We start from the raw sequence: 26130 nt of genomic DNA on the forward strand, positions 1-26130 counted from the left end.
GAACTTATTTGCTATTTTACAATAAACCTTTTAGAACATACATAATTTATATACTATTAAATATCTCAATAACTAAAATTATTAATTTTGAATTTTTTATTCTTTATTTATATTGTGTCAAATAATAGAAACTACCTATTTAATCTCAATAATTAACTACATCAAATCTTCATGCTAATTATCATACATATGCATAGGAAATTATAAGTTAATAATTATGCATTATTTTTCTCATGATAGGGCTTACAGCATAAAACGATCCAAATACTAAAACACAATCATCAAACGATGCATCTGACATAGCTTGATTCCAAGCATCTAATATATTGCTAAATCGCTGAAAATTATAATTATATAAACAATCAGATAGTTCTTCAGGACTCACAGAAAACGGTGTATTTAAATCAGCACAATACCAGAAATCAACCAAGTGAGTTAAACAACATATAGTACCCTGAATATCCTTATTTTTTAACATTCCTATAACTACTCTTACACTACCTGTTATTGTTGAAAGAATAGTAACTAATCGTTTAGCTAAATAATTAGCAGCATGAGGATTATGCCCTACATCTAGTATTACAAAAGGTCTGAGAGAAACTATTTGAAAGCGTCCTGGTAAAGTGGCCATTTGTAACCCGTGACATATAGCTGTTTTATCAATCAAAAAAGGCAACCAGTATAAGACACTTAATGCGGTAGCAGCATTTTCTACCGGAATTATAGGTAACGGTAAATTATACAACGATTTATGATAACTAAGATAATTCCACCAAATCCACCGATTTGCGTGAACATTAAAATCCCAATCACGCCCGCGCGTGAATAATATTGCTCCACAATATTGGGCTATTTTATCTACAGTCATTGGAAAACAACTTTCACCAATTACTGCTGGTTTATTAGAACGAAAAATACCTGATTTTTCTTGCGCAATTATATCACGGTTCACGCCCAAAAAATCAGTATGATCTATCGCAATATTAGTAATTACGGAAATATCGGGATCAACAATATTTGTAGCATCTAATCTGCCTCCTAACCCAACTTCAAGAATAATTAAATCTAATTTTGCCTGCTTAAATATATACAATGCAGACAACGTAACAAATTCAAAATAAGTTAATGCAATATTATTACGAGCAGATTCTATAACAGACATTGCTTCAACATGAACACTATCTGCTAACTCTTTCCCATCAACGCGAATGCGTTCATTATAAGAAAGTAAATGAGGTGAAGTATACAAACCAACTGTATTATTATTATTTAATAAAATAGTTTCTAATAAACAACATGTAGTACCCTTACCATTTGTACCCCCTACTAATATAATATACGTCGCAGGACGTATCAAATCAAGATCAATAGCTACCTCTCGTACCCTGTCAATACTTAAATCAATTGATACATGATTTAAACGCTCAATATAATATAACCATTCTTTTAATGACGACTGTATAGTAGGGATAAGGATAGATGAAATTTTGTTCATATCTTACGCTGCTTCAATTATATAGTATATGTATCATTTCCAATAATAAATATCTATTTAAAAAAACTTCAGTAATCAACTTTTCGGTATTGGTTTGTGAGTTAACTTTGCTAATAATCTTGCTATTTTAAACCGTAACTCTGGCCTACGTACAATTAAATCAATAGATCCCTTCTCCAACAAAAATTCACTGCGTTGAAATCCTAACGGTAATTTTTCTCTAACTGTTTGCTCAATAATTCTAGGACCAGCAAATCCTATAAGCGCTTTTGGTTCAGCAATGTTTAAATCTCCCAACATAGCTAAGCTAGCAGACACTCCTCCCATAGTAGGATTGGTTAAAACAGAAACATATGGCAAACATCGCTCATGTAAAATAGCTAACGCAGCACTAGTCCTAGCCATTTGCATCAAAGACATAAGAGCTTCTTGCATACGAGCGCCACCACTTGCAGAAAAACAAACTAATGGGCACTTAATTTTTAACGCTTGATTCACTGCATACACAAAACGAGCTCCCACTACAGAAGACATCGATCCGCCAATAAAAGCAAATTCAAAAGAAGCAGCAATAACTTTCATACCATATAACGCGCCTTGCATAACTATTAATGCATCTTTTTCTTTTGTTATTTTTTGCGCTGAAACTAAACGATCTTTGTATCTTTTTGAATCTCTAAACTTTAAAACATCTCTGGGTTCTAATTCACCTCCTAGTTCAGAGGTACTTCCTTGATCTAAAAAAGAAAACAAACGTACTCTCGCTGCAATTCTCATATGATGATCACATTTAGGACACACTTCTAAATTACGTTCTAATTCTTTTTTATATAATAATTGACTGCAATTGTCACATTTAGTCCATATTCCTTCTGGAATATTCACTTTTCGAATTGGCATAATAGTACTTTTGTTAAGAATTCGTTCAATCCAACTCATTTTTAACCTTTAAATTTTTAATCAGAATTAAATATACTTTACATATATTCATCTGCCGTAAATATTAACAACACTGTGTTTCTAAATCATTAAAAAATACATTACTATTAAATACAAACCTAATGAATCCGATATTTTATTTACATAATAGTATAACAATCGTAATAATAACATTATACAATTTTTTTTGTGTGGTACATTTTTATAAAAATTTAATGAAAATAATTTCACCACACAATTGATATCTTACATAAAATGATTACATAATCACTTATGATTCATGATTCATGATTCATTAAAAAATAGATGCATATAGATAGATATCAATATAATGATCATAATAATCGATCAATATAAGAGTATTTAGACAAACCACGACTCCTCTATGAAAGAAGAAGGAATAGAAAAATATGAAGGATATTTAACTTCTACCAAATACAACCCACTAGCTGGAGCTGTCACGCCGGCTAGCGATCTATTACAATTTCTTAACAACTCTAAAATCCATGTCTTTGATTGTTCCCCACAACCAACTTTTACTAAGCTACCTACAATATTTCGTACCATATGATACATAAAAGCATTAGCTTTCACATCTATCATAATACATTGACCTTTACGTATAATACGCATATGATATAATTTTCTTCGCGCAGAATACGACTGACAGCCTGCGGCCCTAAATGAAGAAAAATCGTTTTCTCCTAATAAACACTGAGCAGCATCACACATTTTATTAATATCTAAATATTTTTTATAATGCCAAGTTTTGCTAAAAAGCAAAGCAGATCTTACGCACCCATTATAAATAATATAACAATAACGACGAGAGATTGCGCTAAAGCGAGCGTGGAAATCTTGATGTACTGATCTAACCCAACGTACACAAATATTTGACGGTAAATAACGATTAATACCTAATATCCAAGCAGACTTTGAACGTTGATAATAAGTTTCAAAATGCACAACCTGTCCTAAAGCATGCACTCCAGAGTCAGTGCGTCCCGCACAAAATACTGTTGTCGGTTCAGCTGTTATTTTGTTTACAGCATGTTCTATATAAGCCTGGATACTAGGTGCACCTCTTTGTCTTTGCCAACCACAATATAGGGAACCATCGTATTCAACACCTAAAGCTAATTTTTGCATTACAATTTTTATTTAAATATATGTTGATAATCTTAGTCTATATAGCAAAATAATATTGCATGGACCCCTTAAATTAAGACAACAACATATCATTATATATATATGATATATATGTATGGCTCATATATATATAATGAGTGAATCGAATCCAAATGTGATATCACCATACAATACAACAACGTGTCATCTGTGCCTTCAAAAATAAAAATTAATAAAATCAATACATAATTCAATTATTAATTAAAAACATCAATACAACAACATAATTATCAATCAAATAAAAGATTATTTTTGTATTTTTAAATCAAACACATGGAAATAATCATGATTATAATACAAGTATTAATCATGTAAGCAAACATAATATGCATTATTAATATAATATCATACTAAACACACATTGAAACCCAATTTAGTTAATATCTCGCTATTAAAATCTACATCAGTTTCCACGCACAATGAAGACCATTCTCTACGAGCTAAATAGTATCTACGTATTTTATCAAATCCCCCTGATACAGCAGCAAATCGTCTTAACATAGCATCATCGTAATATATGTCATACACAAACTTAACTAATTTATATAATAATGTCTCATCTATTTTTTTCTGCACTTGTAGATAATATATAATAGAAGAATCCAACATAGATACGTTGATTGTATCAAAAATATTAAAAAAATTACAGTATGCATTATATATTTGTACGATACTTCGTGTTTTGCTTTCAATGGTGCATCCGGCAATATGAGGGGTTCCTATATCCACATAAGATAATAAAGGTAAAGATAATTCTGGTTCTGTTTCCCACACATCCAGTACCACATTTATTTTCTTACCCTTTTCTAAAACTTTTAACAAAGCATTGTTATCTATTACAGATCCTCGACAAGTATTAATTAAAACACGATTAGAAGGAAGTGCTTCCAGAACATCAATATTAACCATATGCCATGTAGGGTAATCTCCGTTATAAATTAAAGGAGTATGAAAAGTTAAAATATCTGCTTCAGAAACCAATGTTTTAAAAGACTGCCAAGGTTTATTTGGTTTTATTTTTTCTAATAATGGGTCACATAACAAAGTATGTACACCAAAGTTACGTAGTCTTTTATTCAATAAACCCCCAATATGTCCTACTCCAACAATTCCAACAATTTTGTCACGTAAAAAGAATCTATCTCGCTGTGCCAACCAGAGTAATGCTGAAAACACATATTCCACTACTGCCACAGCGTTATTTCCTGGAGCATAAACGAAATTAATTCCACACTTCTTCAAATAATTTTGATCAATATGATCAATTCCAGCGGTTGCAGTGCCCACAAATCTAATAGAACTATCATTAAGTAGCATTTGATTAACTTTTGTCACTGAACGTACTATCAAAATATCTACATCTCTTACATCTTTATCCGAAAGAACACGCCCTTCATATATTTTCACCGTATTATGTAAACCAAATAATTTATAAATATGAGGTATATTTTTATCAGCCAAAATTCTCAAACTATCCTCCAAATCAGTTACTATACGTAAGATATAAATAATTATTTTTTATGATTTTATTTTATTAGCATACTGATAACAATATTACAGAATATAAAATTATTATCATATGTTATTACATCTTCTTTTTTTAAGAAAAAAAATAACTTCAAAATAAAAAATAAATAGCACTATGTGCCTCCCAAACAAGGAGGCACATAGTGCTACGAATATCATCATGATATATACTTCTAGAATAAATCAGTGTTGAATCTAATTTCTTACAAGATAACAGCGCACAATATTAATAAATACATTTATATAAAAATTAATGACGTATCAATTAATGCAATATAATTTAACACAAACCACAGTACTCTAAATGTTTATTTAGAATATACATTTCATGTATACACATTTAGCGCTCAAATTACAGTAATAATTATACCATCAAAAATATTACTACAACATTTAAGAATATTTACTCATAACTAATGTGGCATTGGTTCCTCCAAAACCAAAACTATTAGTCATAACTGTTGTTAATTTACGGCAAATAGACTTATTAATAACAATCCTCATATCCTTTATATATGGATCTAAATGATCTATATTAATACTTGGAGCAATAAAATCATGTTTTAACATTAATAAGGTAAAAATGGTTTCATGTACTCCAGCTGCACCTAATGAATGACCAGTTATTGATTTAGTAGAAGAAAAAGCAGGATGTTGATCACCAAAAATTTCACGAATAGCCCAAATCTCTTTAATATCCCCTATTTGAGTTGATGTGCCATGCGCATTAATATAATCTATTGAACCACTGACATCTCTTAATGCCATTTTCATACATCGAATTGCTCCTTCTCCGGAAGGAGCAACCATATCGCATCCATCAGACGTAGCCCCATATCCAATAATTTCTGCATAAATATGTGCGCCACGACTTAAAGCATGTGTTAACTCTTCTATTACAACTATCCCTCCGCCTCCCGCAATCACAAATCCATCTCGATTAATGTCATAAGGACGAGACGCTTTATCCGGTATCATATTATACTTTGTGGACAACGCACCCATAGCATCAAATTCACAAGCCATTTCCCAACATAATTCTTCCCCGCCTCCAGCAAAAATAATAGATTGTTTCCCTGATTGGATTAATTCAACTGCATTTCCAATACAATGTGCAGACGTAGAACAAGCAGAACTGATAGAATAACTAACTCCACGAATTTTAAAAGAAGTAGCTAAGCATGCCGATACACCTGAAGCCATAGATTTAGTCACCATATAAGGACCTACTCCTCTTAAACCACGCGAACGCATCCCATTAGATCCAGAAACTTGATTACGTGGAGAGCCCCCTCCGGATCCAACAATCAATCCTGTTTGATCATTAGTAACCATACCTGCAGATAATCCAGAATCTACTATAGCCTGTTCCATAGATAAATAGGTATAAATAGATGCATCACTCATAAAACGAGAAACCCTACGATCAATTAAACCTAAGGTGTTAAGTTTTATATTACCCCAAATATGGCTACGCATACCAGATTCTTTTAATTCCTCAGAAAAAGTAACTCCAGATCTACCGTTTTTTAAAGAAACTAAAACTTCATTCTGATTATTTCCAATGCTTGATATAATCCCTAAACCAGTAACAACAACGCGTTTCATTTTTTTTATACCTCATGATAATAATATTTTGTAATATCAAAATCGCACTAAACCTGAAAGACATCCACCTAAAATGTTAATCTTACGAAAAAAAATCATTAGCATAGGAAATAATTCCAATAAATTAAAATTCATTATTATGCATATAAACACTCATAAAATATTTATATTTATGTTTGGGATACTGTGCCTTCAATTACATTCCCAGGCATAAATGTCAATTGTGACTAATACTTATATCATTATAATACGATACCAATGCCAAGCATATACCAATACAATTAATATTTACAATAGGTGTAGATCATGTACAATTAATTGAATTATTGATGCATATTGTTCCATAAAATGATAGCATTGCATCTTATAAATCAAAAAATAGCGATATGTTTGCTCAAAAATGCAACAAAGACAGATAATTACAATTCACAATGAACACAAATACATACCTACAATTTGTAAAATAAAGGCGCTGCATACGATACCTGAGTATACCGTACGCATATAGTTTTTATTTATGTGCATTAATTGATAGTTTTATATAATTATGTATTACTATCTAATACATATTAGAGTAGGAAATTTATTACATAAATATTTATAAAATATGCATATATACTACAGTCAATAAACATTATTATACGTTTATTACATTAGTATAACACCAAGATTCCTATCCAAATATATCTGTATACAAATCACAAAATATAATACTTAAGATCATTCTTCAAAAAAATTACATTTTTCAACACAAGAACCTAAAAAAGATCCATATATCCACATCAGTACAGGAACTACAATTTATGAACGATACAACTAAAGCAACACTGATAGAAATGCATACTATATTAGATATATTACGTTGGAGCAGTAGTCAATTTAATGCTAATCCAATTTTTTATGGACATGGTACTAATAATTTTTGGGATGAAACATTACATTTAATATTACCTAGTTTGTATTTACCTATAAATATTCCAACTCACATGTACCAAGCTCGTTTAACCCGGAAAGAATGCGCTAACATAACCAAACTAGTCAGATATCGTATTAATAAACGTATACCAGTACCTTACTTAACTTATAAAGCATGGTTTTGCGGTTTAGAATTTTATATAGATAAACGAGTATTTATTCCTCGTTCTCCAATTGGAGAACTAATCACATCACATTTTCATAATCTATTGCCCCATTATCCATATCGTATTCTTGATATAGGTACCGGTAGCGGATGTATTGCTATCGCAATTGCTATAGTTTATCCGCAATCTAAAATAGATGCGGTAGATATTTCTATAGATGCATTAAAAATAGCCGAACATAATATTAAATTATACAATTTAGAACACCGTGTTTTTCCTATTCATTCAAACTTATTTAGCAGTTTACCAAAATTAAAATACGATCTAATCGTAACTAATCCCCCTTATGTAAACAATTCGGATATATATCAATTACCGAAAGAATTTCATCATGAACCTGTGATATCTTTGTCTGCAGGTAATAATGGATTAAAGATCATTCAACAAATATTAACGAATGTTACACACTATTTAAACGTAAATGGAATTTTAATATGCGAAGTAGGCGAGACTAAAACAGCATTAATAAAATGTTATCCAAATATACCATTTCGTTGGTTACAACTTTCTAACGGCGGAGAAGGTGTATTTATGTTAACTTATAAACAATTGTTATCTTTTAATAAAAACTAAGTAGTTAAATAATTAAGGAATTAAATAATGGCCGGCAATAGCATTGGACAACTTTTTAGAGTCACAACCTTTGGCGAATCTCACGGATCTGCATTAGGCGGTATTATCGATGGAACACCTCCGAATCTTCCTTTAACAGAAAAAGACCTACAATACGACTTAGATCGTAGACGTCCAGGTGCTTCTCATTATACTAGTCAACGATCAGAGTTAGATATAGTAGAAATTTTATCTGGTGTTTTTCATGGAAAAACAACAGGGACTAGTATAGGATTAATCATTAAAAATACTGATCAACGATCTCAAGATTACGAAAAAATAAAAGATCTATACCGACCTGGTCACGCCGATTATACTTATGAAAAAAAATACGGTATTAGAGATTATCGAGGCGGAGGACGTTCTTCAGCACGCGAAACAGCGGTACGAGTAGCAGCAGGAGCTGTTGCTAAAAAATATCTATTTAACAAAAAAAATATAAAAATTCGTGGATTTTTAGCGCAAATGGGTGACATCCATTGTCACTTAAAAGATTGGCAACAAGTAAATAAAAACCCGTTTTTTTGCCCTGATATTAAACAATTAACTGCCTTAGATGCATTAATAAATAATCTAAAAAAATCTGGAGACTCTATTGGCGCAAAAATAACAATAATAGCGGAAAACATACCAATCGGTTTGGGAGAACCTATATTCGATCGACTTGATGCTGATTTAGCCCATGCACTAATGAGTATTAACGCAGTAAAAGGGGTAGAAATTGGAGATGGATTTTCAGTGATTACTAAACACGGCAGCGAACATAGAGATGAAATGACATTAAATGGATTTCAAAGTAATAATGCTGGAGGAATATTAGGTGGAATTAGCAATGGACAACCAATTATTATACATATAGCCATTAAACCGACTTCAAGCATAACAGTACCAGGAAAAACTATTACATGTAAAAATGAAGAAACACACGTAATTACTGAAGGACGACACGATCCTTGCATTGGAATTAGAGTAGTGCCCATAGCAGAAGCTATGATAGCTATTGTTATAATGGATCACCTACTTAGACACCGTGCGCAATGTGAAATAATATAATAAAGAATCATCAATCAAACACATACTGCAATTATAAAATATAAACACATGTATAGTCGTTAATGGCCATGCACAATACTACAGTTTACAAACTGTTTATTTCAAACTTAAACACAAATGTACTTTTAAATAATCATATTGAAATAATAAAAATTATATTTCAATAAATCTTTATATTTATAAATAGTTACATCAGTACATCATCCATTTCTACAGATAGTATTTATGAATTCATACTATATATATTATAATAACGATCAATAAATCTATAGCAATAGATAAGTCTTCGTAGTTAAACGGATATAACGAGCCTCTCCTAAGGGCTAGTTACAGGTTCGATTCCTGTCGAAGGCGCAATTATAATTATAATACATATATTATAATCAATACTAAGTTAATTAAATAAATATATGATATACATAAAATATATAACCTGTTTACACTGAAATAAACAAACCCTGTATACGTACACATAATAATTTATGTGTACGTATACAAGCTACGTATCATCTATATATATTTATCGTACAAACAATTATAAATATAAACAACATTAAAACAAATAATTAACATTTTTATATTTTTCTGTAAAAATATTCTATAATTGTTATAATTAATATTTGACTGTATACATACATCTCAAAAACTTTATTTAATTAGACAACAAATATACCTACATGACAATAAAGATATGCCTATATGAATGATTTATGCGGCAAAAATATAAAATTTTTAAAAAATCGCTTACATCAATTTATTGATTTACTAAATAATAATGCCAACCAACAAATATACATTCAATATTATGACTATTATTGTTATTAACCAACCAACCCACTTAATCCATGAAGAATTTACTAATTCATTCATCAATTTAACATCTCCGGTGAATACTAATAATGGTATTAATGCAAGCGCAATTCCAAAACTAAGTAATACTTGACTCGTTATTAATATACGCGTGGAATCAATCCCAAAAGAAATCACTATAAATGACGGTAACATAGTAATAATACGACGCAACAACAACGGAATATGAAAACGAACAAAACCTTGCATAACTACTTGACCTGCTAAAGTACCTACCACTGTTGACGATAATCCAGCAGCTGTTAAACTTAAACCAAAAACTATAGCAGCAGTATGGTTTAATAAAGGAGTCAATGTTAAATAAGCCTCATCTAAATTAGAAATACCAGTGTATCCGTTATAATGAAAAACCGCTGCTGCAGTAGCCATCATAGATAAATTCACAAAACCAGCAATAGTCATTGCAATAGCAACATCTAATTTTGTAGAAGAATATCGCTCTGCTCTACTTGCAGTTATACTATTATCTTGCGTAAGAGAAGAATGCAAATAAATAACATGCGGCATAATTGTAGCTCCTAACACTCCTGCTGACAAAAATACTGCTTCTCTATTTGGAAGTATTGGAAGTAACATGCTCATACCCAATACAATAAATTTAGGTTTTGAATAAAAAAGCTCAATAACATAAGCGATTGCGACAAAGAACAACAAACCTCCTACAACAAATTCTAGCAGTTTTTTCCCATATCTTTGTAAGGTTAAAATTAAAAAAGTAATCAAACCTGTTAAAAATGCACCTTGTAACAAAGACATACCAAACAATATTTGAAATCCAATAGCAGCTCCAATAAATTCTGCCAAATCTGTAGCCATAGCAATAACTTCTGCTTGAATCCAATACATCCATACAACTGACCTTGGGAATTGATCTCGAATATGTTCCGCCAAATTTTTGCCAGTAGCAATGCCTAATTTCGCAGAAAGCAATTGAATCAGCATAGCCATTATGTTTGCCCATACTACAACCCATAATAACTGATAACCAAAAGTAGCTCCAGCTTGTATATTAGTTGCAAAATTGCCAGGATCAATATATCCAATAGCAGCTATAAAAGCAGGACCAAGTAACGCAAATTTAATTTTTCTTGTAGAACGACGTTCAACTACTAAATTTTGCTCATTTAGCATACTAACAATCCTCATAAAATTATCTTATTCGACTAACTTTGTATATTTAAATACAGTAATTATACTATGATGGAACAATAATTATTGAACGATCGAATTTGAAGATATAATCTCACTATAATTGTTTATATTCTGAAATAACAGAGCAACAGTATAGCATAGGCTAACTTTTATAAATTATATTTTTAGATTCATTCATAATCTTTTAATAAATATAGATAGCATTACAAATAGAGTTCGTATTTCATTACAACACGTACAACCAATTTTGTTTATTGCTGTTTTTGTGTAGAATGAGCAATACGAAAAATTCCTATATTATATTAATGGAGTGAAAATTGTGTCCCGTATTTTGCATTTTATCTTAGGATTTGCTGTAATAGTAATTTTATCACTATTTGTTAGCAATAATCCGAAAAACATTCGTATACGCTTTATTTTTCAAATATTGATAATAGAAATTTTACTTGGGTATTTTATTTTGCATTCCCAATTAGGATCAAATTCTGTACGAAGATTATGTACTGTGTTCAATACATTATCAATTTTTGCAGCAGAAGGAACGAACTTTGTATTTGGAGGAATGCATGCACAAGGATTAGCTACTTTTTTTTTAAACATACTTTGCCCAATTGTTTTTATTTCCGCTCTAATTGGAATTTTACAATATACTCGCATATTAACATTTGCTATTCGAATAATTGGGACCATTCTATCTAAAATTAATGGCATGGGTAAATTAGAATCATTCAATGCCGTTAGTTCACTGATTTTAGGACAATCCGAAAATTTTATAGTATACAAAGATATTATAGGAAATATATCTGAAGCGCGAATATATACCATGACAGCAACTGCTATGTCCACGGTATCTCTTTCCATAGTTGGCGCATATATGACCATGCTAACCCCAAAATATGTTATAGCTGCATTAATATTAAACATGTTTAGCGCTTTTATCATATTATCATTGCTCAATCCATATGTAGTAGACACAGAACGAGACCTATATATAACCAATTTCTATATGAGCAACCGAAATATTTTTGAAGTTATAAGTGAATATATTCTAATTGGATTCAAAATAGCTGTTACTGTTGCGGCAATGTTAATAGGATTTATTGCACTCATTTCAGCTTTTAATTCAACATTTAAATTATTATTTAATACATCTTTACAAGAAATTTTAGGCTATATTTTCTTTCCTTTTGCTTGGATTATGGGTATACCTACCAATGAAATATTACAAGTCAGCAGTATTATGGCAACTAAATTAATTTCTAATGAATTTATTGCAATTATAGATTTACAAAAAATTTCTGGTGATTTGTCATCTCAGAGTATAGGAATAGTCTCAGTTTTCTTGGTTTCGTTTGCTAATTTTTCATCTATTGGTATTATCACAGGTGCTATCAAAGGGCTTAATGAGACACAAGGTAATGTGATATCACATTATGGATTGAAGCTAATATACAGCTCTACACTTATTAATATGTTATCAGCTACCATAGCTGGTTTAGTTATGTGATTATTACTACTAATCACGATCAAGATAATTTATATATGTAGATTATATACTACTGACTATCCTACTAATATATAGTATAGAAACTTTCTATTGATATAAACAAAATATGAATGTGTAATAAAAAATAAAATGAAAACGTACATGTACATACTTATAATTAAAAATAATATAAAATGAAAATGTAAAAATAAATGGAGCTAAGCGGAATCGAACCACCGACCTCTTGCATGCCATGCAAGCGCTCTCCCAATTGAGCTATAGCCCCACAAAATTAATTACAAATCTTCCTCTTTCCTTCCTTATTATATTATATTCAAATAATCCCAACATATGTTTATATTATATTGAATGAAAGCAATATTAAAACATTATATGGCGATCTACTTAAGTAGATGATAATAATTTTATTTTTATATTTTATTTGTGTACCTAACACAACGTTGAAATGTAACATATAGCCCGATCAATGCGCTTTAATACACGAGACTGACCAATAGCATGTACAGTAACACTAAGTGTTGGAGAACAATTTGTCCCGGTTAGTGCTACACGAAGAGGCATACCTATTGTATCCATACTGATATTCAATTCATTAACAGTCTCAATAATCATAGATTTAATAATTTCTGGTTGCCAATTAACTATATTGCTAAATTTTTTTCTTAAAAATTTTAACGGTGTAATTGCAATAGGTTTTAAATAATCCTTAGCTATCTTCTTTTCAAATATATCAAAATCTATATAAAAATAATAACAATTACTTGAAATTTCTTTTAACGTACGTGAACGTTTCGCAAATAATTTTATTATATCAGTTAATTTGGGGCCATCTTGCGTATTGATTCCTTGTTGATGCATATGCCACGATAAATGTGAGGCTACATAATCTATTGGTAAATGGTTAATATAATAATGATTCAACCAAAGTAATTTTTCAATATTAAAAATACTAGGCGATTTACTCATCCTGGTAAAATCAAAATATTTTTTCATTTGCTCAATATTAAAAATTTCTTGATTTCCATAAGACCATCCTAATCTTACTAAATAATTTAGTATAGCTTCAGGGAGAAATCCATCATCACGATATTGCATAATTCCTAATGTTCCACGACGTTTTGATAATTTTTTTCTATCACTATCTAATATCATTGACACATGAGCATATGTTGGTATCGGAGCTTTCAATGATTTCAAAATATTAATCTGACGCGGAGTATTATTAATATGTTCCTCACCTCTTATGATATGAGTAATTTTCATATCCATATCATCTATTACAACACAAAAATTATATGTTGGAGAGCCGTCGGCTCGACGAATAATTAAATCATCTAACTCTTTATTATTAAATGTAATTACACCTCTAATCTGATCATGAAACACTACTGCACCTTCTTGAGGGTTACAAAAACGTACTACATAAGAACTAAAGCAATCATTAGATGGAACAGCAGCAGGTTTACACCTACAATAACCATCATATTTAGGTTTTTCTCCGTTTTTCATTTGATTCGATCTCAATAATTCTAATCTTTCTGATGAACAATAACATTTATAAGCCATATCATGTTGAATCATATAATTTATTACACTATTATAACGATTAAACCTATCAGTTTGAAAATAAGGGCCTTCATCCCAATTTAAACCCAGCCAATTCATCCCTGCAATAATCAGTTCAACAGTATCATTCATAGAACGCTGTGAATCAGAATCTTCTATACGTAATAAAAACTTACCGCCTTGCTTGCGAGCAAATAACCAAGAATATAAAGCAGTACGAATATTTCCAATATGTATAGAACCTGTAGGACTAGGTGCAAATCGAGTTTTAATGTTCATAAAGATTAAGTACCTAATTATATGTAATACATCAACACTCATCTAAATTAACACAAAATTAAATTTAATTTTACATAAAAAAATACAATTAAAAATCTCTATTTTTATAAAAATCCATTGACTCAAATCATTGAATCCATATAATTCAATTCAATAGAAAAGGTGATTAGCTCAGCTGGTAGAGCATCTCCCTTACAAGGAGAGGGTCGGCGGTTCGATTCCGTCATCACCTATTTTGTTTTTCTAATTTTCCTGGGTCGTTAGCTCAGTAGGCAGAGCAGTTGACTTTTAATCAATTGGTCGCAGGTTCGAATCCTGCACGACCCAAAGATTAGTTATTTTTATCATACCAACAATAATTTTTTATTAAATATTAAATAACTATATCAATAAACATTGACTTTGACTAAATATATCCAATTTTACAACACATATATTTGCAATAGGATTCAAATCACCAACAATTCTCTTAAAATAAGAGACATGGATTTATTGCAACCCGATTTACATCTCTTATTTCTATCTATAAAATCATTTTATATAGATACAATTTAGACTGCAACATACCTCTATTTTTTAATATTTTAAAATTTTAATTCATCAAATTATATCATTTAATTGAATGCTAATAGAAGGACTAATTAAATCCTGAATATCTTTCAAATTATTTTGATTTCTAAAAAAATAGTATATATTGCTAGCTACAATTGGTCCTATATGTCTTAAATGTGATAACGACTGTAAATCAGCCGTAGTTATATTTTCAATAGTTTTATACACAACAGCTAGATTATTAGCTACTATTTCACCCACACCGCGAATACCCAATGCGTATATAAAACGAGCCAAAGTAGTTTTTTTCGCATGCTCGATAGCCCTTAACAAACGTTCGGCGTATTCAACGCCAAATCCTTCCAAACAAAGTAACTTATTTTTATTTAAACGAAAAAAATCAGATGGAGTAGATATTAAATTTTGATTAACTAACTGATCAACAATTCTATTTCCCATGCCACAGATATTCATTGCTTTTTTAGAAACAAAATGTTCAAGCGCTGCCTTTCGCTGCGCAAGACACGTTGATCCGGCTGTGCAGCGCAATACTGATTGACGATGCCACGTTTTAATGCAAGATCCACACACCGGACAAAATTGTGGTAATTCTATAGATTTCACATGATCAGTGCGCTCTGACAAAACTACTTCTAAAATTTTAGGAATCACATCGCCAGATCTTTGTATACGAACTGTATCACCAATCATTAATCCAAGCCTTTTAACTTCATTGATATTATGAATGTTCACTTTTCTAATTGTAACGTCAGAAATTATAACAGGTTTCAGATAAGCTATTGGAGTGATAATACCTGTTCGCCCAACCCGAAAAATTACATTATCTACTTTAGTAGACCTTATTTCTGTAGAAAATTTATAAGAAAGAGCCCAATTAGGTGCTTTAGATGCACAACCCAACTTTTCTTGATACTTACAACTGTTTACTTTAACAACTATCCCATCAATATTAAAGTCTAAATTAGCTCGTATTGTTTTTATATAAGAATAATATTCTAACACTTTATCAGTTCCGTTAATTAAACGAATATGACTGCTAATTGGTAAACCCCAATTTCTACATAACTGCAATCGTTCCCAATGACTATCTGGCAATGCCATCTCTCCAGTATAATCACTAATACCATAACAATAAAAACTCAATGAACGTGTAGCTGTAACACCAGGATCTAGTTGACGTAACGAACCAGAAGCAGCATTTCTCGCGTTAGAAAAAATTTTATTCCCTCGTTTTGCTGCAATTTTATTTAACTGTAAAAAACATAATTTAGATATAAATACTTCTCCTCTAATTTCTAATAAATATGGAAGTCTATCATAATTATCAGCATCAATCTTTAAATACATAGGCACCGAACGAATAGTACTAATATTTTCGGTAACATCTTCCCCGACTTTACCATCACCTCGAGTTGCTGCGCCAATTAATTTCCCCTTTTTATACAATAAACTAGCCGCCACCCCATCTATTTTTAATTCACAACAATATGGCACAGTATGACTATCATTAAGTTTATTTTTTATTCGTTTGTCAAATAACAATAATTGAGATGATTCAACTATACTATTTAAAGATAACATTGGTACCTTATGACGTATTTTATTAAAATTATGTTGAGCCACACTTCCTATACATTGGGTAGGAGAGTTTTCTGTAATCAAATGTGGATAAATTTGTTCTAACTGATTTAGCTCTGCTAAAATTGCATCGTATTTTTCGTCGGACACTGCAGATTCATTTTTTGTATAATACAAATATTCCCAATGACGTAATTTTTTTCTTAATTTCTGTATTTTTTGTTTAACAAATTTCATAATATAAATATCTCTGTTATATGATATGAATTAAGATGATTAATCTATACTGTAAATGATTATTTTCATTTACATGCGATTAATAATTTATAATACTAATATTTGTAAATAATGCGATGCTTTAATATAACTAAATACTGCAATATCAACGATTATTAAATTAACTTTTATGAAATTATCTATATCAAATATAATGACACCAATATTATTGATGTTCAACATACATCTATATATCTGACTAATAATAATAATTAGTTTTTATTTGATATAAATATCAAATAAAAAATACATCACGTAATGGATACATAATTCTTGAGGAAAATTAAGTATGTATAAAATTTATCAAGATAATTCTTACACTATTGGTCATACTCCATTAGTCCGCCTTAATAACATTGGAAACGGTTATATTGCGGTGAAGATCGAATCTAGAAATCCTAGCTTTAGCGTTAAATGTCGTATTGGCGCTAATATGATTTGGGATGCAGAAAAAAGAAACCTATTAAAAATAGATACAAGACTTATAGAAGCAACCAGTGGCAATACCGGAATTGCTCTAGCTTATGTAGCAGCCGCACGACATTACAAATTAACTTTAACCATGCCGGAAACCATGAGTATTGAACGCCTTAAATTAATCAAAGCTCTAGGAGCTGAAATCATATTAACAGATGGAAATAGTGGAATGAAAGGAGCTATTGCTAAAGCAGAAGAAATTGTTGCTTCTGATCCTAAACATTATTTGTCGTTACAGCAATTTAGTAATCCTGCAAATCCAGAAATTCATGAAAAAACCACAGGACCTGAAATTTGGAATGACTCTGCAGGACAAATAGATATATTTGTAGCTGGAGTTGGTACAGGAGGCACTATCACCGGAGTGGGAAGATTTTTCAAACATACTAAAAAAAATAAAAAAATTATTATCGTAGCAGTAGAGCCAGAAAACTCTCCAGTAATTACCCAAACATTATCCGGTCAAAACATAAAACCAGGGCCACACCAAATCCAAGGTATTGGTGCTGGGTTTATTCCAAAAAATCTCGACTTAAATTTAATTGATCGTGTAGAAACAGTAAGTATAGATGCAGCTGTTAGCTATGCTAAACATTTAATGGAAAAAGAGGGAATTTTAGCCGGCATTTCTTCAGGCGCCGCATTGGCAGCAGCAATACAACTACAAAAAGAAAAAGCTTATGCTACTAAAAATATAGTAGTTATACTTCCATCATCTGGTGAACGATATTTAAGCACCGTATTATTTTCAAAGTTATAAAAATAATAAAATTAATTTTCCATTAATACTCAACAACATAGGAAACGCTCTGAATAAGTGTTTCCTATGTTGTTGTACATAAATAAAACATTATATATTTTTATTTGTTGAAGAATCTATAAAAACATTGAATTAATTACATTATATTAATAGAATACTATATTTTCTAACATCCTAAAAAGATCCCAGGAGAGCTAATGGAAAAATATCTTTAGTTCATATTCTATTTTGAATGTGATATACATGAAATAGAAACCAAAAAAAATTAATAGGTTATTTAATATAACAGTGCATTCACTTATATTTATTAATAAAAATATTGAACGTATCAAAATTTTAATAAAAAATATTATTTTTATCGTATTTGTAATAAGATGGAGACAAAAATGTATCAAGAAGAAATTACAATTGCTGCTTCCAATGGGTTACATACTCGTCCCGCCACTCAATTTGTGAAAGAAGCAAAACACTTTAATTCTGAAATAACAGTAATGTCTAACGGAAAAAAAGCCAGCGCTAAAAGTTTATTTAAACTACAAACATTAGGTTTAAGTAAAGGTTCTATAATTGTCATTTCTGCTGATGGTATAGACGCAAAACAAGCAGTACAACATTTAATCAAGTTCATCGCTGAACTTAAATAATATAATACAAATAATAATCAATCAATATGCAGATATATAAACTATTTATGACTCTAATGAAGGTGGAATTATGATTTCAGGAATTTCAGTGTCACCTGGCATCGCCTTCGGAAAAGCGTTGCTATTACAAGAAAAAAAAATCTTCATCAATTCAGAAAAAATAAACATTGGTACCATTGAATACGAAATTAACCGATTTGTTTCCGGACGCGCTGAAACTTCCAAGCAATTAAAAGAAATTAAAAATAAAGTAAAAAAACAATTAGACGCGAAAAAAGAAGCTATATTTGAAGGTCATATTATATTACTAGAAGATGAAGAACTTGAACAAGATATTATTACTCTTATCAAGGAAGAGTTATTTAGCGCTGATGCTGCTGTATATTCAGTAATTGAAACTCAAGCAAAAGCTTTAGAGCAACTAGAAGATGAATATTTGAAAGAACGTGCCACTGATGTACGAGATATCGGAAATCGTTTGTTAAAAAATATTCTAGGAATCCCAATTATTGACTTAAATGCCATTGCTGAAGAAGTGATCATTATTGCAGCAGATCTTAGCCCATCAGAAACTGCTCAATTAAATTTAAAAAAAGTTTTAGGATTCATTACTGATGCCGGCGGAAAAACTTCACACACTTCTATTATGGCGCGTTCTTTAGAATTACCAGCTATCGTAGGAACCGGGACTATTACAAAAAGAGTTGCTAACGGAGACTTTATAATACTCGATGCCTTAAATAATAAAATTTACATCAATCCAACTCTAAATACCATCAACAATCTCAATGCATTAAAAAAGCAATACATTTCTGAAAAATATGAGCTAACTAAATTAAAGAATCTCCCGGCTATTACGCTTGACGGACATAAAGTACGAATTTGTGCCAATATTGGCACAATACATGACATAATCAGAGCCAAAGAAAATGGAGCTGCAGGCATAGGATTATATAGGACTGAATTTTTGTTTATGAACCGTAATGCGTTACCTACAGAAGAGGAACAATTTAAAGCTTATAAAAATGCGGCTGAATCAATGGTAAATGACGCTATAGTCATACGCATTATGGATATTGGGGGGGATAAAAATTTACCTTATATGCACCTCCCAAATGAAGAAAATCCGTTTCTTGGATGGCGTGCAATTCGCATCATGCTAGATAGAAAAGATATATTACATACTCAATTACGTGCTATCTTGCGCGCTTCTTTTTTTGGGACATTACGCATAATGTATCCTATGATTATTTCAGTAGAAGAAATCAAAACTTTAAATGCAGAATTAAATTTTTTAAAACTACAACTGCGTAAGGAAGGAAAAAAGTTTGATGAAAATATTAAAGTAGGTATTATGATAGAAACTCCTGCCTCTGCAATTATTGCTCATCATTTAGTTAAGGAAGTAGATTTTTTCAGTATTGGAACCAATGATTTAACCCAATATACCCTTGCAGTAGATCGTAACAACAAATTAATATCTCATTTATACAACCCTATATCTCCATCTATTTTAATACTAATTAAACAAGTAATTGAAGCTGCGCATGCTGAAGGAAAATGGACAGCTATGTGTGGAGAAATGGCAGGAGACGAGCGTACTACTTTACTACTATTGGGGATGGGATTAGATGAGTTTAGCATGAGCTCCATATCCATCCCACGAATAAAAAATATAATCCGTAACGCATATTACCACGATGCAAAAAAACTGGCACAAAAAGCATTAAATTATTCAACTACAGAATCATTAATTAATTTACTTATACATGCGCATAAATCGAATAACACGTAAAAATGATAACTCAATTTTTTACTAAAAAATCATTACGTTATAAATATATAATCTTCAAAATAACAACTTATAATTTTTTTATAAACGCTTGCCTATCATATAATTCTGTTTAAAAATAGGACTACGTCCATACGCTACGCTCAATCCATAAATGAAATAATAATTAATATAATATAATCAATAGACATCTACAACACTATAGATGCAAAACGAATAGTTATTAAACTTCTTGTTTTATCCGATATCAACTTGATAATCTCTCTTATAAACCTATTATGTCAGCCAGCTGCTTTAAAACCACAAGAATTCACAAATAAAAAATCAAATGTTTTACACACATATACATAACGCTGAAACAGAACATAAATACTAATCATTAATTTTCACTCCTTATATCAACATAACAACGACATATATAAATATGTCTCAAACAATACTTAGTTGCCATATTATTGCAAGATCTTAAAAACTAACAACATTGCACGCGCAGTTATAATACTATCTCTCCTGAATATAATCGTGCATTCCGACCGCTTAAATAGCAATATACGCCACATTCTGGAACACCAAAAATATCTTTAATCCCTAAAATTATAGTCAACAAATCTTGATGCCATCCTAAAGGTTCTACACTTAATTGCCAATAATAACCATGCAAACTAACATTTACAATCTTAACTGGCAACGGATAAAGCATATTATACTCTTTACTAATATCCATCTCCCACGGACGAAAAAATAATTCTACTCTTCCTTGCAAAGCCGGCATATATGGCAATGACCAATGATAAGGCCCAATAAATAATTCTGATCCACATACTACTCCTTGCAGACAATTAACTTCACTGAGAAACTCTAAAACAAAACGAGTAGCTGGAACACACCAAATGTCTTTGGGCGTACCTATTTGTTCAATGACTCCTCGATTCATAACTACTATTCTACTGGCAACTTCCATAGCTTCTTCTTGATCATGCGTAACAAAAACACTAGTAAATTTAAATTCATTATGTAACTTACGAAGCCAACGACGCAATTCTTTTCTAACTTGCGTATCCAAGGCACCAAATGGTTCATCTAATAGTAAAATTTCTGGTTCAATTGCTAAAGAGCGAGCTAAAGCTACGCGTTGCTTTTGCCCCCCAGAAAGTTGAGTAGGATATCTGTTTGCTAAATGTTCTAATTGCACCATACTTAATAATTGTGTAACTTTTTTACTAATTTCATAACCACTTGGACGTTTGTGTCTTGGTAACATTCTTATACCAAAAGAAATATTATCCGATACTGTCATATGACGAAACAAAGCATAGTTTTGAAAAACAAAACCAACATGACGATCACGTGCACTAAGTTGACTAACATCTTTACCTCTAAAACGTAAGCAACCACTATTATGATGCTCTAGCCCAGCAATGATACGTAATAACGTTGTTTTACCAGAACCAGATGGCCCTAATAACGCTATTATTTCTCCAGATGCAATGTGTAAAGAAATATTAGTCAATATTTTATCATGACCAAAAAATTTGGTGATCCCATCTATTTCAATACTCATTTCTTATCCTTGATCACAATATTAATTAATTCGTTTTAAACGACTTTGTAAATAATTCTTTATAAACAACATAATGATCGAAATGAAAGCCAATAAGGATGCGGCAATGAACGCTCCTACGGTGTTATAATCTTGATATAATAATTCTATATATAATGATAAAGTGTACGTTTCACCCCGTATTAATCCTGACACTATAGATACTGCTCCAAACTCGCCAATAGCACGAGCATTAGTCAGAATAGCCCCATATAATAAAGCCCAACGAATATTTGGAAAAGTAACGTAACGAAACATCATCCAACCAGATGCTCCAAGAAGTATTGCTGCCTCATCTTCCTGTCTTCCTTGATTTACCATCACAGGAACAAGCTCATGTACTACAAAAGGACAAGTAACAAAAATAGTGACCAACACTAATCCAACCCATGTGAATATTATTTGTATATTATGAAAATCAAGCCAATTTGCTATTATATTGTTATCTGTATAAAACAATAAATGCAATAATCCAGCAATTACTGGAGAAACAGCGATAGGTATGTTTAACAAGATATACAATAACTGTCTTCCATAAAATTTAAAACGAGTCACCAACCAAGCCATTAATACTCCAAAAAATACATTAATAGGTACAGTAAATAATGTCACAAGAATCGTCAAAAAAATGGCATGTGTCATATCTTTATTGATTAAATTTATTATTACTACTTTAAGACCTGCTGAAAAAGCAGATACAAAAATCATGATTAAAGGAACCAACAATAATATCGATGATACAAACATAGTTAAACTAATTAAAATCCACTGGGTCCATTTAATACCACTGTAACAATTACTATTAGTTCTATTGATATAATTATTCAATATATTTATCATTAAGATCCTTTGAACCTCCGATTTATTCGTAATTGAAACATATTAGTAAAAAATAATAATAATAAAGAAATAATTAAAATTACAGAAGCAATAGCACTAGCTGCCGGATAATCAAATTCTTGCAAACGAATAAAAATAATTAAGGATATAACTTCATTCTTCCACGCAACATTTCCGGCTATAAAAATAACCGCACCGAATTCACCTAAACTTCGGATAAACGACAACACCACACCATATAACCAAGCCGGCGCTAATTCTGGAAAAATTATATTGTAAAAAATTTGCCAATGATTGGCTCCAAGAGTTTCTGCTACTTCTTCATGTTCTACAGTGAATTCTTCTAGCACCGGTTGTACGGTCCGTACTACAAACGGAATACTTGTGAAAATCATAGCGATAGATATTCCTACCCACGTATAAGATACTGTAATGCCTATCCGAGATAACCACCCACCATACCAACCTGATGTTGAAAACAATGTTGCCAAAGTTAATCCCGCTACTGCAGTAGGTAAAGCAAAAGGTAAATCTATCAATGCATCTAATAATTTTTGACCAGGAAATTGATATCTGGTTATTACCCATGATACTAACATGCCAAATATAGCGTTAAACAATGTTGCTACCCCAGCAGCCAATAAGGTGATTTTATAAGAAACTAATAATGCTGGATCCGTAATTATATCCCAATATTGAGAGAAACTCATCTGAGATAATTGCATGATTAACGCACTTAAAGGTAATAATAAAATCAAACAAACAAATAACAAACTACTACCAAGTGCTATACCAAATCCAGGTAACGTATGTTTAGCTGAAAAAAATAACATCAACGGTGTCCTATTGATAGTAATTTATCTAATTCACCACCACGTTTAAAATGTGTATTCATAATAGTATTCCAATTACCACATTGATCCTCTATTCTAAATAATTGATTATTAGAAGATCTGTTCTGACATATTTGCATAACATCAGTTATATTTATACGGTATCCAAACTTAGTAATAATCTTTTGTGCTGCAGGAGTATACAGGTAATCTAAATAAGCCTGAGCTACATCTTTGGTTCCATTTCGAATAACATTTTTATCTATCCAAGTCACTGGAAATTCTACTAAAATATTTGGTGTAGGTATAATAATTTCATAATCGTCAGATCCATATTGATTTTGAATTAATTTTGCTTCAGATTCAAAATTAACTAGTACGTCTCCTTGGTTACGATCAACAAAAGTAGAAGTAGCAGCACGACCTCCAGTATCAAATACCACCACATTTTTTAAAAATTTTTGCATCCAAACTCGAGTCTGTTTTATATTCCCATCACTATTTTTTAAAAATGCGTTCCAAGCTGCTAAATAAGTATAACGTCCGTTACCAGAGGTTTTAGGATTAGGAAAAATTATTTTCAACCCTGCATTAGTTAAATCACACCAATTATAAATTCCTTTTGGGTTACCTCGTCTCACCACGAAAGCCATAGTCGAGTAGAATGGTGAACTGTGATTTGGTAATCGATCTTGCCATTTTTCAGGAATTAAATGTCCACGATCGTATAAAATTTGTACATCTATCACCTGATTATAAGTAACCACGTCTGCATGAAGTCCTTGTAATATGGCTATAGCTTGTCTAGTAGAGCCGGCATGAGATTGACGAATAGTTAATATTTCGTCAGGATGTTTATCCTTCCAATATTTAATAAAATCAGAATTAATCTCTAAAAATAATTCTCTAGATACATCATACGAACTATTTAATAAAACAGTCCCATAAACTGGCGGATAAAAACCGCAATATAATAATACTACTACTGTTATTTTAATTATTTTAAAAATAGTATGCATAATAATCATATATATCCCAAATACAAACATGACTACTTCAATAGAAGTGTTTTTCCAATTGAAATAATATCATATGTAATACGTATATAATTACGACATAGGCTGCACATAAATACATCTTTACGTGCAAATTTTATAATCAATTGCTAATATATATAAATAATATTTTTATTATATTAATTAAATGTTATGATTGTTAAATTATTCATATATGAAAATATAAATTTTCATATATGAATAAAAAATAAAATTACTATAATAATTAGATATCAATTGATAATATATAAATAATTAATATTTTCTACATCTTTTCCTGAGAAAAGACCACCATATTCAATATTATGATTTACAATAACATATAAAATATGATAACATTATCTTTATTTTAAAAGATATAAAATAGTTTTTTTACCAATAAAAGAAATTATGAAATGATTACATATAAAAATAAATAATCATATATTCTCATTAATAAAATCAAAAAAATCTGAAATTATTATTTATATAACATTATAATTTAAATCAAAATAATTCTATTTCAACAAATAATTTATGTAACAAACAATCATTCTTGATGTATAAAGATCTATACACACAATCAATTACTTTTATACTATTTAAATAATGATTTATATAATTAATTGTTATAATAAAATTTATGCTATAGCATAATTATGCTTTAAATAGAACATGTCATTTCAAAAATAAAAAATACTGTGTCTAAATAAATTCAAACATTATTTTACCTTAATTAGTCATGTACTACACAACATATAAATTTTTTATTAAATCAAGATTAC

18 protein-coding genes and 4 tRNA genes are annotated in these 26130 nt (G+C 30.5%); 9 read left to right on the plus strand and 13 right to left on the minus strand.

What is annotated here, in order from left to right; genetic code table 11:
- Positions 1-208 precede the first annotated feature (208 nt).
- The 5 genes from folC to fabB all read right to left on the minus strand — a co-directional run bounded on the left by folC (position 209) and on the right by fabB (position 6757).
- Positions 209-1495 (minus strand): bifunctional tetrahydrofolate synthase/dihydrofolate synthase, encoded by a 1287-nt coding sequence (folC, locus tag CBquer539_RS02555; RefSeq protein ID WP_500836310.1) that lies wholly within the window; start codon positions 1493-1495, stop codon positions 209-211.
- 75 nt (positions 1496-1570) lie between these two features.
- Entirely contained in the window at positions 1571-2434 is an 864-nt protein-coding gene (gene accD, locus CBquer539_RS02560) for an acetyl-CoA carboxylase, carboxyltransferase subunit beta (RefSeq protein ID WP_500836311.1), read from the minus strand.
- A 363-nt stretch (positions 2435-2797) separates the two neighbouring features.
- On the minus strand, positions 2798-3583 hold the full coding sequence (gene truA, locus CBquer539_RS02565; RefSeq protein WP_500836312.1) for a tRNA pseudouridine(38-40) synthase TruA: 786 nt from the start codon (positions 3581-3583) through the stop codon (positions 2798-2800).
- A gap of 384 nt (positions 3584-3967) precedes the next feature.
- On the minus strand, positions 3968-5092 hold the full coding sequence (locus CBquer539_RS02570; RefSeq protein ID WP_500836313.1) for a 4-phosphoerythronate dehydrogenase: 1125 nt from the start codon (positions 5090-5092) through the stop codon (positions 3968-3970).
- A gap of 450 nt (positions 5093-5542) precedes the next feature.
- Positions 5543-6757 (minus strand): beta-ketoacyl-ACP synthase I, encoded by a 1215-nt coding sequence (fabB, locus tag CBquer539_RS02575; protein WP_500836314.1) that lies wholly within the window; start codon positions 6755-6757, stop codon positions 5543-5545.
- 803 nt (positions 6758-7560) lie between these two features.
- Between fabB and prmB the strand changes: the two genes are divergently transcribed.
- The 3 genes from prmB to CBquer539_RS02590 all read left to right on the plus strand — a co-directional run bounded on the left by prmB (position 7561) and on the right by CBquer539_RS02590 (position 9918).
- Positions 7561-8472, plus strand: a complete 912-nt coding sequence (gene prmB / locus CBquer539_RS02580; RefSeq protein ID WP_500836315.1) for a 50S ribosomal protein L3 N(5)-glutamine methyltransferase — start codon at positions 7561-7563, stop codon at positions 8470-8472.
- Positions 8473-8499: 27 nt separating this feature from the next.
- Complete coding sequence (gene aroC / locus CBquer539_RS02585) at positions 8500-9564, plus strand: chorismate synthase (RefSeq protein WP_500836316.1); 1065 nt, start codon at positions 8500-8502, stop codon at positions 9562-9564.
- A gap of 282 nt (positions 9565-9846) precedes the next feature.
- A tRNA-Arg gene (locus tag CBquer539_RS02590) sits at positions 9847-9918 on the plus strand.
- Positions 9919-10329: 411 nt separating this feature from the next.
- Here CBquer539_RS02590 and CBquer539_RS02595 read toward each other — a convergent pair.
- Entirely contained in the window at positions 10330-11565 is a 1236-nt protein-coding gene (locus CBquer539_RS02595; protein WP_500836317.1) for an Nramp family divalent metal transporter, read from the minus strand.
- Positions 11566-11905: 340 nt separating this feature from the next.
- Here CBquer539_RS02595 and CBquer539_RS02600 point away from each other — a divergent pair, with 340 nt between their 5' ends.
- Positions 11906-13093 (plus strand): NupC/NupG family nucleoside CNT transporter, encoded by a 1188-nt coding sequence (locus CBquer539_RS02600; protein ID WP_500836318.1) that lies wholly within the window; start codon positions 11906-11908, stop codon positions 13091-13093.
- Between the two features lie 192 nt (positions 13094-13285).
- On the opposite strand, the gene CBquer539_RS02605 is transcribed toward CBquer539_RS02600, so the two are convergent.
- Positions 13286-13358 (minus strand) — tRNA-Ala (locus CBquer539_RS02605).
- A gap of 164 nt (positions 13359-13522) precedes the next feature.
- Positions 13523-14938, minus strand: a complete 1416-nt coding sequence (gene gltX, locus CBquer539_RS02610) for a glutamate--tRNA ligase (RefSeq protein WP_500836319.1) — start codon at positions 14936-14938, stop codon at positions 13523-13525.
- Between the two features lie 160 nt (positions 14939-15098).
- On the opposite strand from gltX, the gene CBquer539_RS02615 reads away from it, so the two are divergent.
- Both CBquer539_RS02615 and CBquer539_RS02620 read left to right on the plus strand, forming a co-directional pair.
- Positions 15099-15171 (plus strand) — tRNA-Val (locus CBquer539_RS02615).
- A 21-nt stretch (positions 15172-15192) separates the two neighbouring features.
- A tRNA-Lys gene (locus CBquer539_RS02620) sits at positions 15193-15265 on the plus strand.
- 273 nt (positions 15266-15538) lie between these two features.
- On the opposite strand, the gene ligA is transcribed toward CBquer539_RS02620, so the two are convergent.
- On the minus strand, positions 15539-17326 hold the full coding sequence (gene ligA, locus CBquer539_RS02625; protein ID WP_500836320.1) for an NAD-dependent DNA ligase LigA: 1788 nt from the start codon (positions 17324-17326) through the stop codon (positions 15539-15541).
- 328 nt (positions 17327-17654) lie between these two features.
- Between ligA and cysK the strand changes: the two genes are divergently transcribed.
- From cysK to ptsI, 3 genes are all read left to right on the plus strand, one after another.
- Positions 17655-18602 carry a cysteine synthase A gene (gene cysK / locus CBquer539_RS02630; protein ID WP_500836321.1) on the plus strand — a complete coding sequence of 316 codons (948 nt, stop codon included), beginning with the start codon at positions 17655-17657 and terminating at the stop codon, positions 18600-18602.
- A 386-nt stretch (positions 18603-18988) separates the two neighbouring features.
- Complete coding sequence (locus CBquer539_RS02635) at positions 18989-19246, plus strand: HPr family phosphocarrier protein (RefSeq protein ID WP_500836752.1); 258 nt, start codon at positions 18989-18991, stop codon at positions 19244-19246.
- A 70-nt stretch (positions 19247-19316) separates the two neighbouring features.
- Entirely contained in the window at positions 19317-21041 is a 1725-nt protein-coding gene (ptsI, locus tag CBquer539_RS02640) for a phosphoenolpyruvate-protein phosphotransferase PtsI (protein ID WP_500836322.1), read from the plus strand.
- A gap of 490 nt (positions 21042-21531) precedes the next feature.
- Here ptsI and cysA read toward each other — a convergent pair whose 3' ends face one another.
- Genes cysA through cysP form a run of 4 tightly spaced genes read right to left on the minus strand, consistent with a single transcriptional unit; the run spans position 21532 to position 25339 of the window.
- Positions 21532-22599: a sulfate/thiosulfate ABC transporter ATP-binding protein CysA gene (gene cysA, locus CBquer539_RS02645; protein ID WP_500836323.1), complete on the minus strand. Its 1068-nt coding sequence runs from the start codon at positions 22597-22599 to the stop codon at positions 21532-21534.
- Between the two features lie 21 nt (positions 22600-22620).
- Positions 22621-23478, minus strand: a complete 858-nt coding sequence (locus CBquer539_RS02650) for a sulfate ABC transporter permease (protein WP_500836324.1) — start codon at positions 23476-23478, stop codon at positions 22621-22623.
- The gene (cysT, locus tag CBquer539_RS02655) at positions 23478-24311 is read right to left on the minus strand and encodes a sulfate/thiosulfate ABC transporter permease CysT (protein ID WP_500836325.1); all 834 of its coding nucleotides are present in this window, start codon (positions 24309-24311) and stop codon (positions 23478-23480) included. The genes CBquer539_RS02650 and cysT overlap by 1 nt, the downstream gene beginning before the upstream one ends.
- Positions 24311-25339 carry a thiosulfate ABC transporter substrate-binding protein CysP gene (gene cysP, locus CBquer539_RS02660; protein WP_500836326.1) on the minus strand — a complete coding sequence of 343 codons (1029 nt, stop codon included), beginning with the start codon at positions 25337-25339 and terminating at the stop codon, positions 24311-24313. The genes cysT and cysP overlap by 1 nt, the downstream gene beginning before the upstream one ends.
- Positions 25340-26130: the final 791 nt, after the last annotated feature.

This window comes from Blochmannia endosymbiont of Camponotus quercicola (assembly GCF_059935335.1).

Coding starts and splice junctions, on each gene's coding strand:
- folC (WP_500836310.1), bottom strand. CDS start 1,495: ATGAACAAAATTTCATCTATCCTTATCCCTACTATACAGTCGTCATTA.
- accD (WP_500836311.1), bottom strand. CDS start 2,434: ATGAGTTGGATTGAACGAATTCTTAACAAAAGTACTATTATGCCAATT.
- truA (WP_500836312.1), bottom strand. CDS start 3,583: ATGCAAAAATTAGCTTTAGGTGTTGAATACGATGGTTCCCTATATTGT.
- fabB (WP_500836314.1), bottom strand. CDS start 6,757: ATGAAACGCGTTGTTGTTACTGGTTTAGGGATTATATCAAGCATTGGA.
- prmB (WP_500836315.1), top strand. CDS start 7,561: ATGAACGATACAACTAAAGCAACACTGATAGAAATGCATACTATATTA.
- aroC (WP_500836316.1), top strand. CDS start 8,500: ATGGCCGGCAATAGCATTGGACAACTTTTTAGAGTCACAACCTTTGGC.
- CBquer539_RS02595 (WP_500836317.1), bottom strand. CDS start 11,565: ATGCTAAATGAGCAAAATTTAGTAGTTGAACGTCGTTCTACAAGAAAA.
- gltX (WP_500836319.1), bottom strand. CDS start 14,938: ATGAACATTAAAACTCGATTTGCACCTAGTCCTACAGGTTCTATACAT.
- ligA (WP_500836320.1), bottom strand. CDS start 17,326: ATGAAATTTGTTAAACAAAAAATACAGAAATTAAGAAAAAAATTACGT.
- cysK (WP_500836321.1), top strand. CDS start 17,655: ATGTATAAAATTTATCAAGATAATTCTTACACTATTGGTCATACTCCA.
- CBquer539_RS02635 (WP_500836752.1), top strand. CDS start 18,989: ATGTATCAAGAAGAAATTACAATTGCTGCTTCCAATGGGTTACATACT.
- ptsI (WP_500836322.1), top strand. CDS start 19,317: ATGATTTCAGGAATTTCAGTGTCACCTGGCATCGCCTTCGGAAAAGCG.
- cysA (WP_500836323.1), bottom strand. CDS start 22,599: ATGAGTATTGAAATAGATGGGATCACCAAATTTTTTGGTCATGATAAA.
- CBquer539_RS02650 (WP_500836324.1), bottom strand. CDS start 23,478: ATGATAAATATATTGAATAATTATATCAATAGAACTAATAGTAATTGT.
- cysT (WP_500836325.1), bottom strand. CDS start 24,311: ATGTTATTTTTTTCAGCTAAACATACGTTACCTGGATTTGGTATAGCA.
- cysP (WP_500836326.1), bottom strand. CDS start 25,339: ATGATTATTATGCATACTATTTTTAAAATAATTAAAATAACAGTAGTA.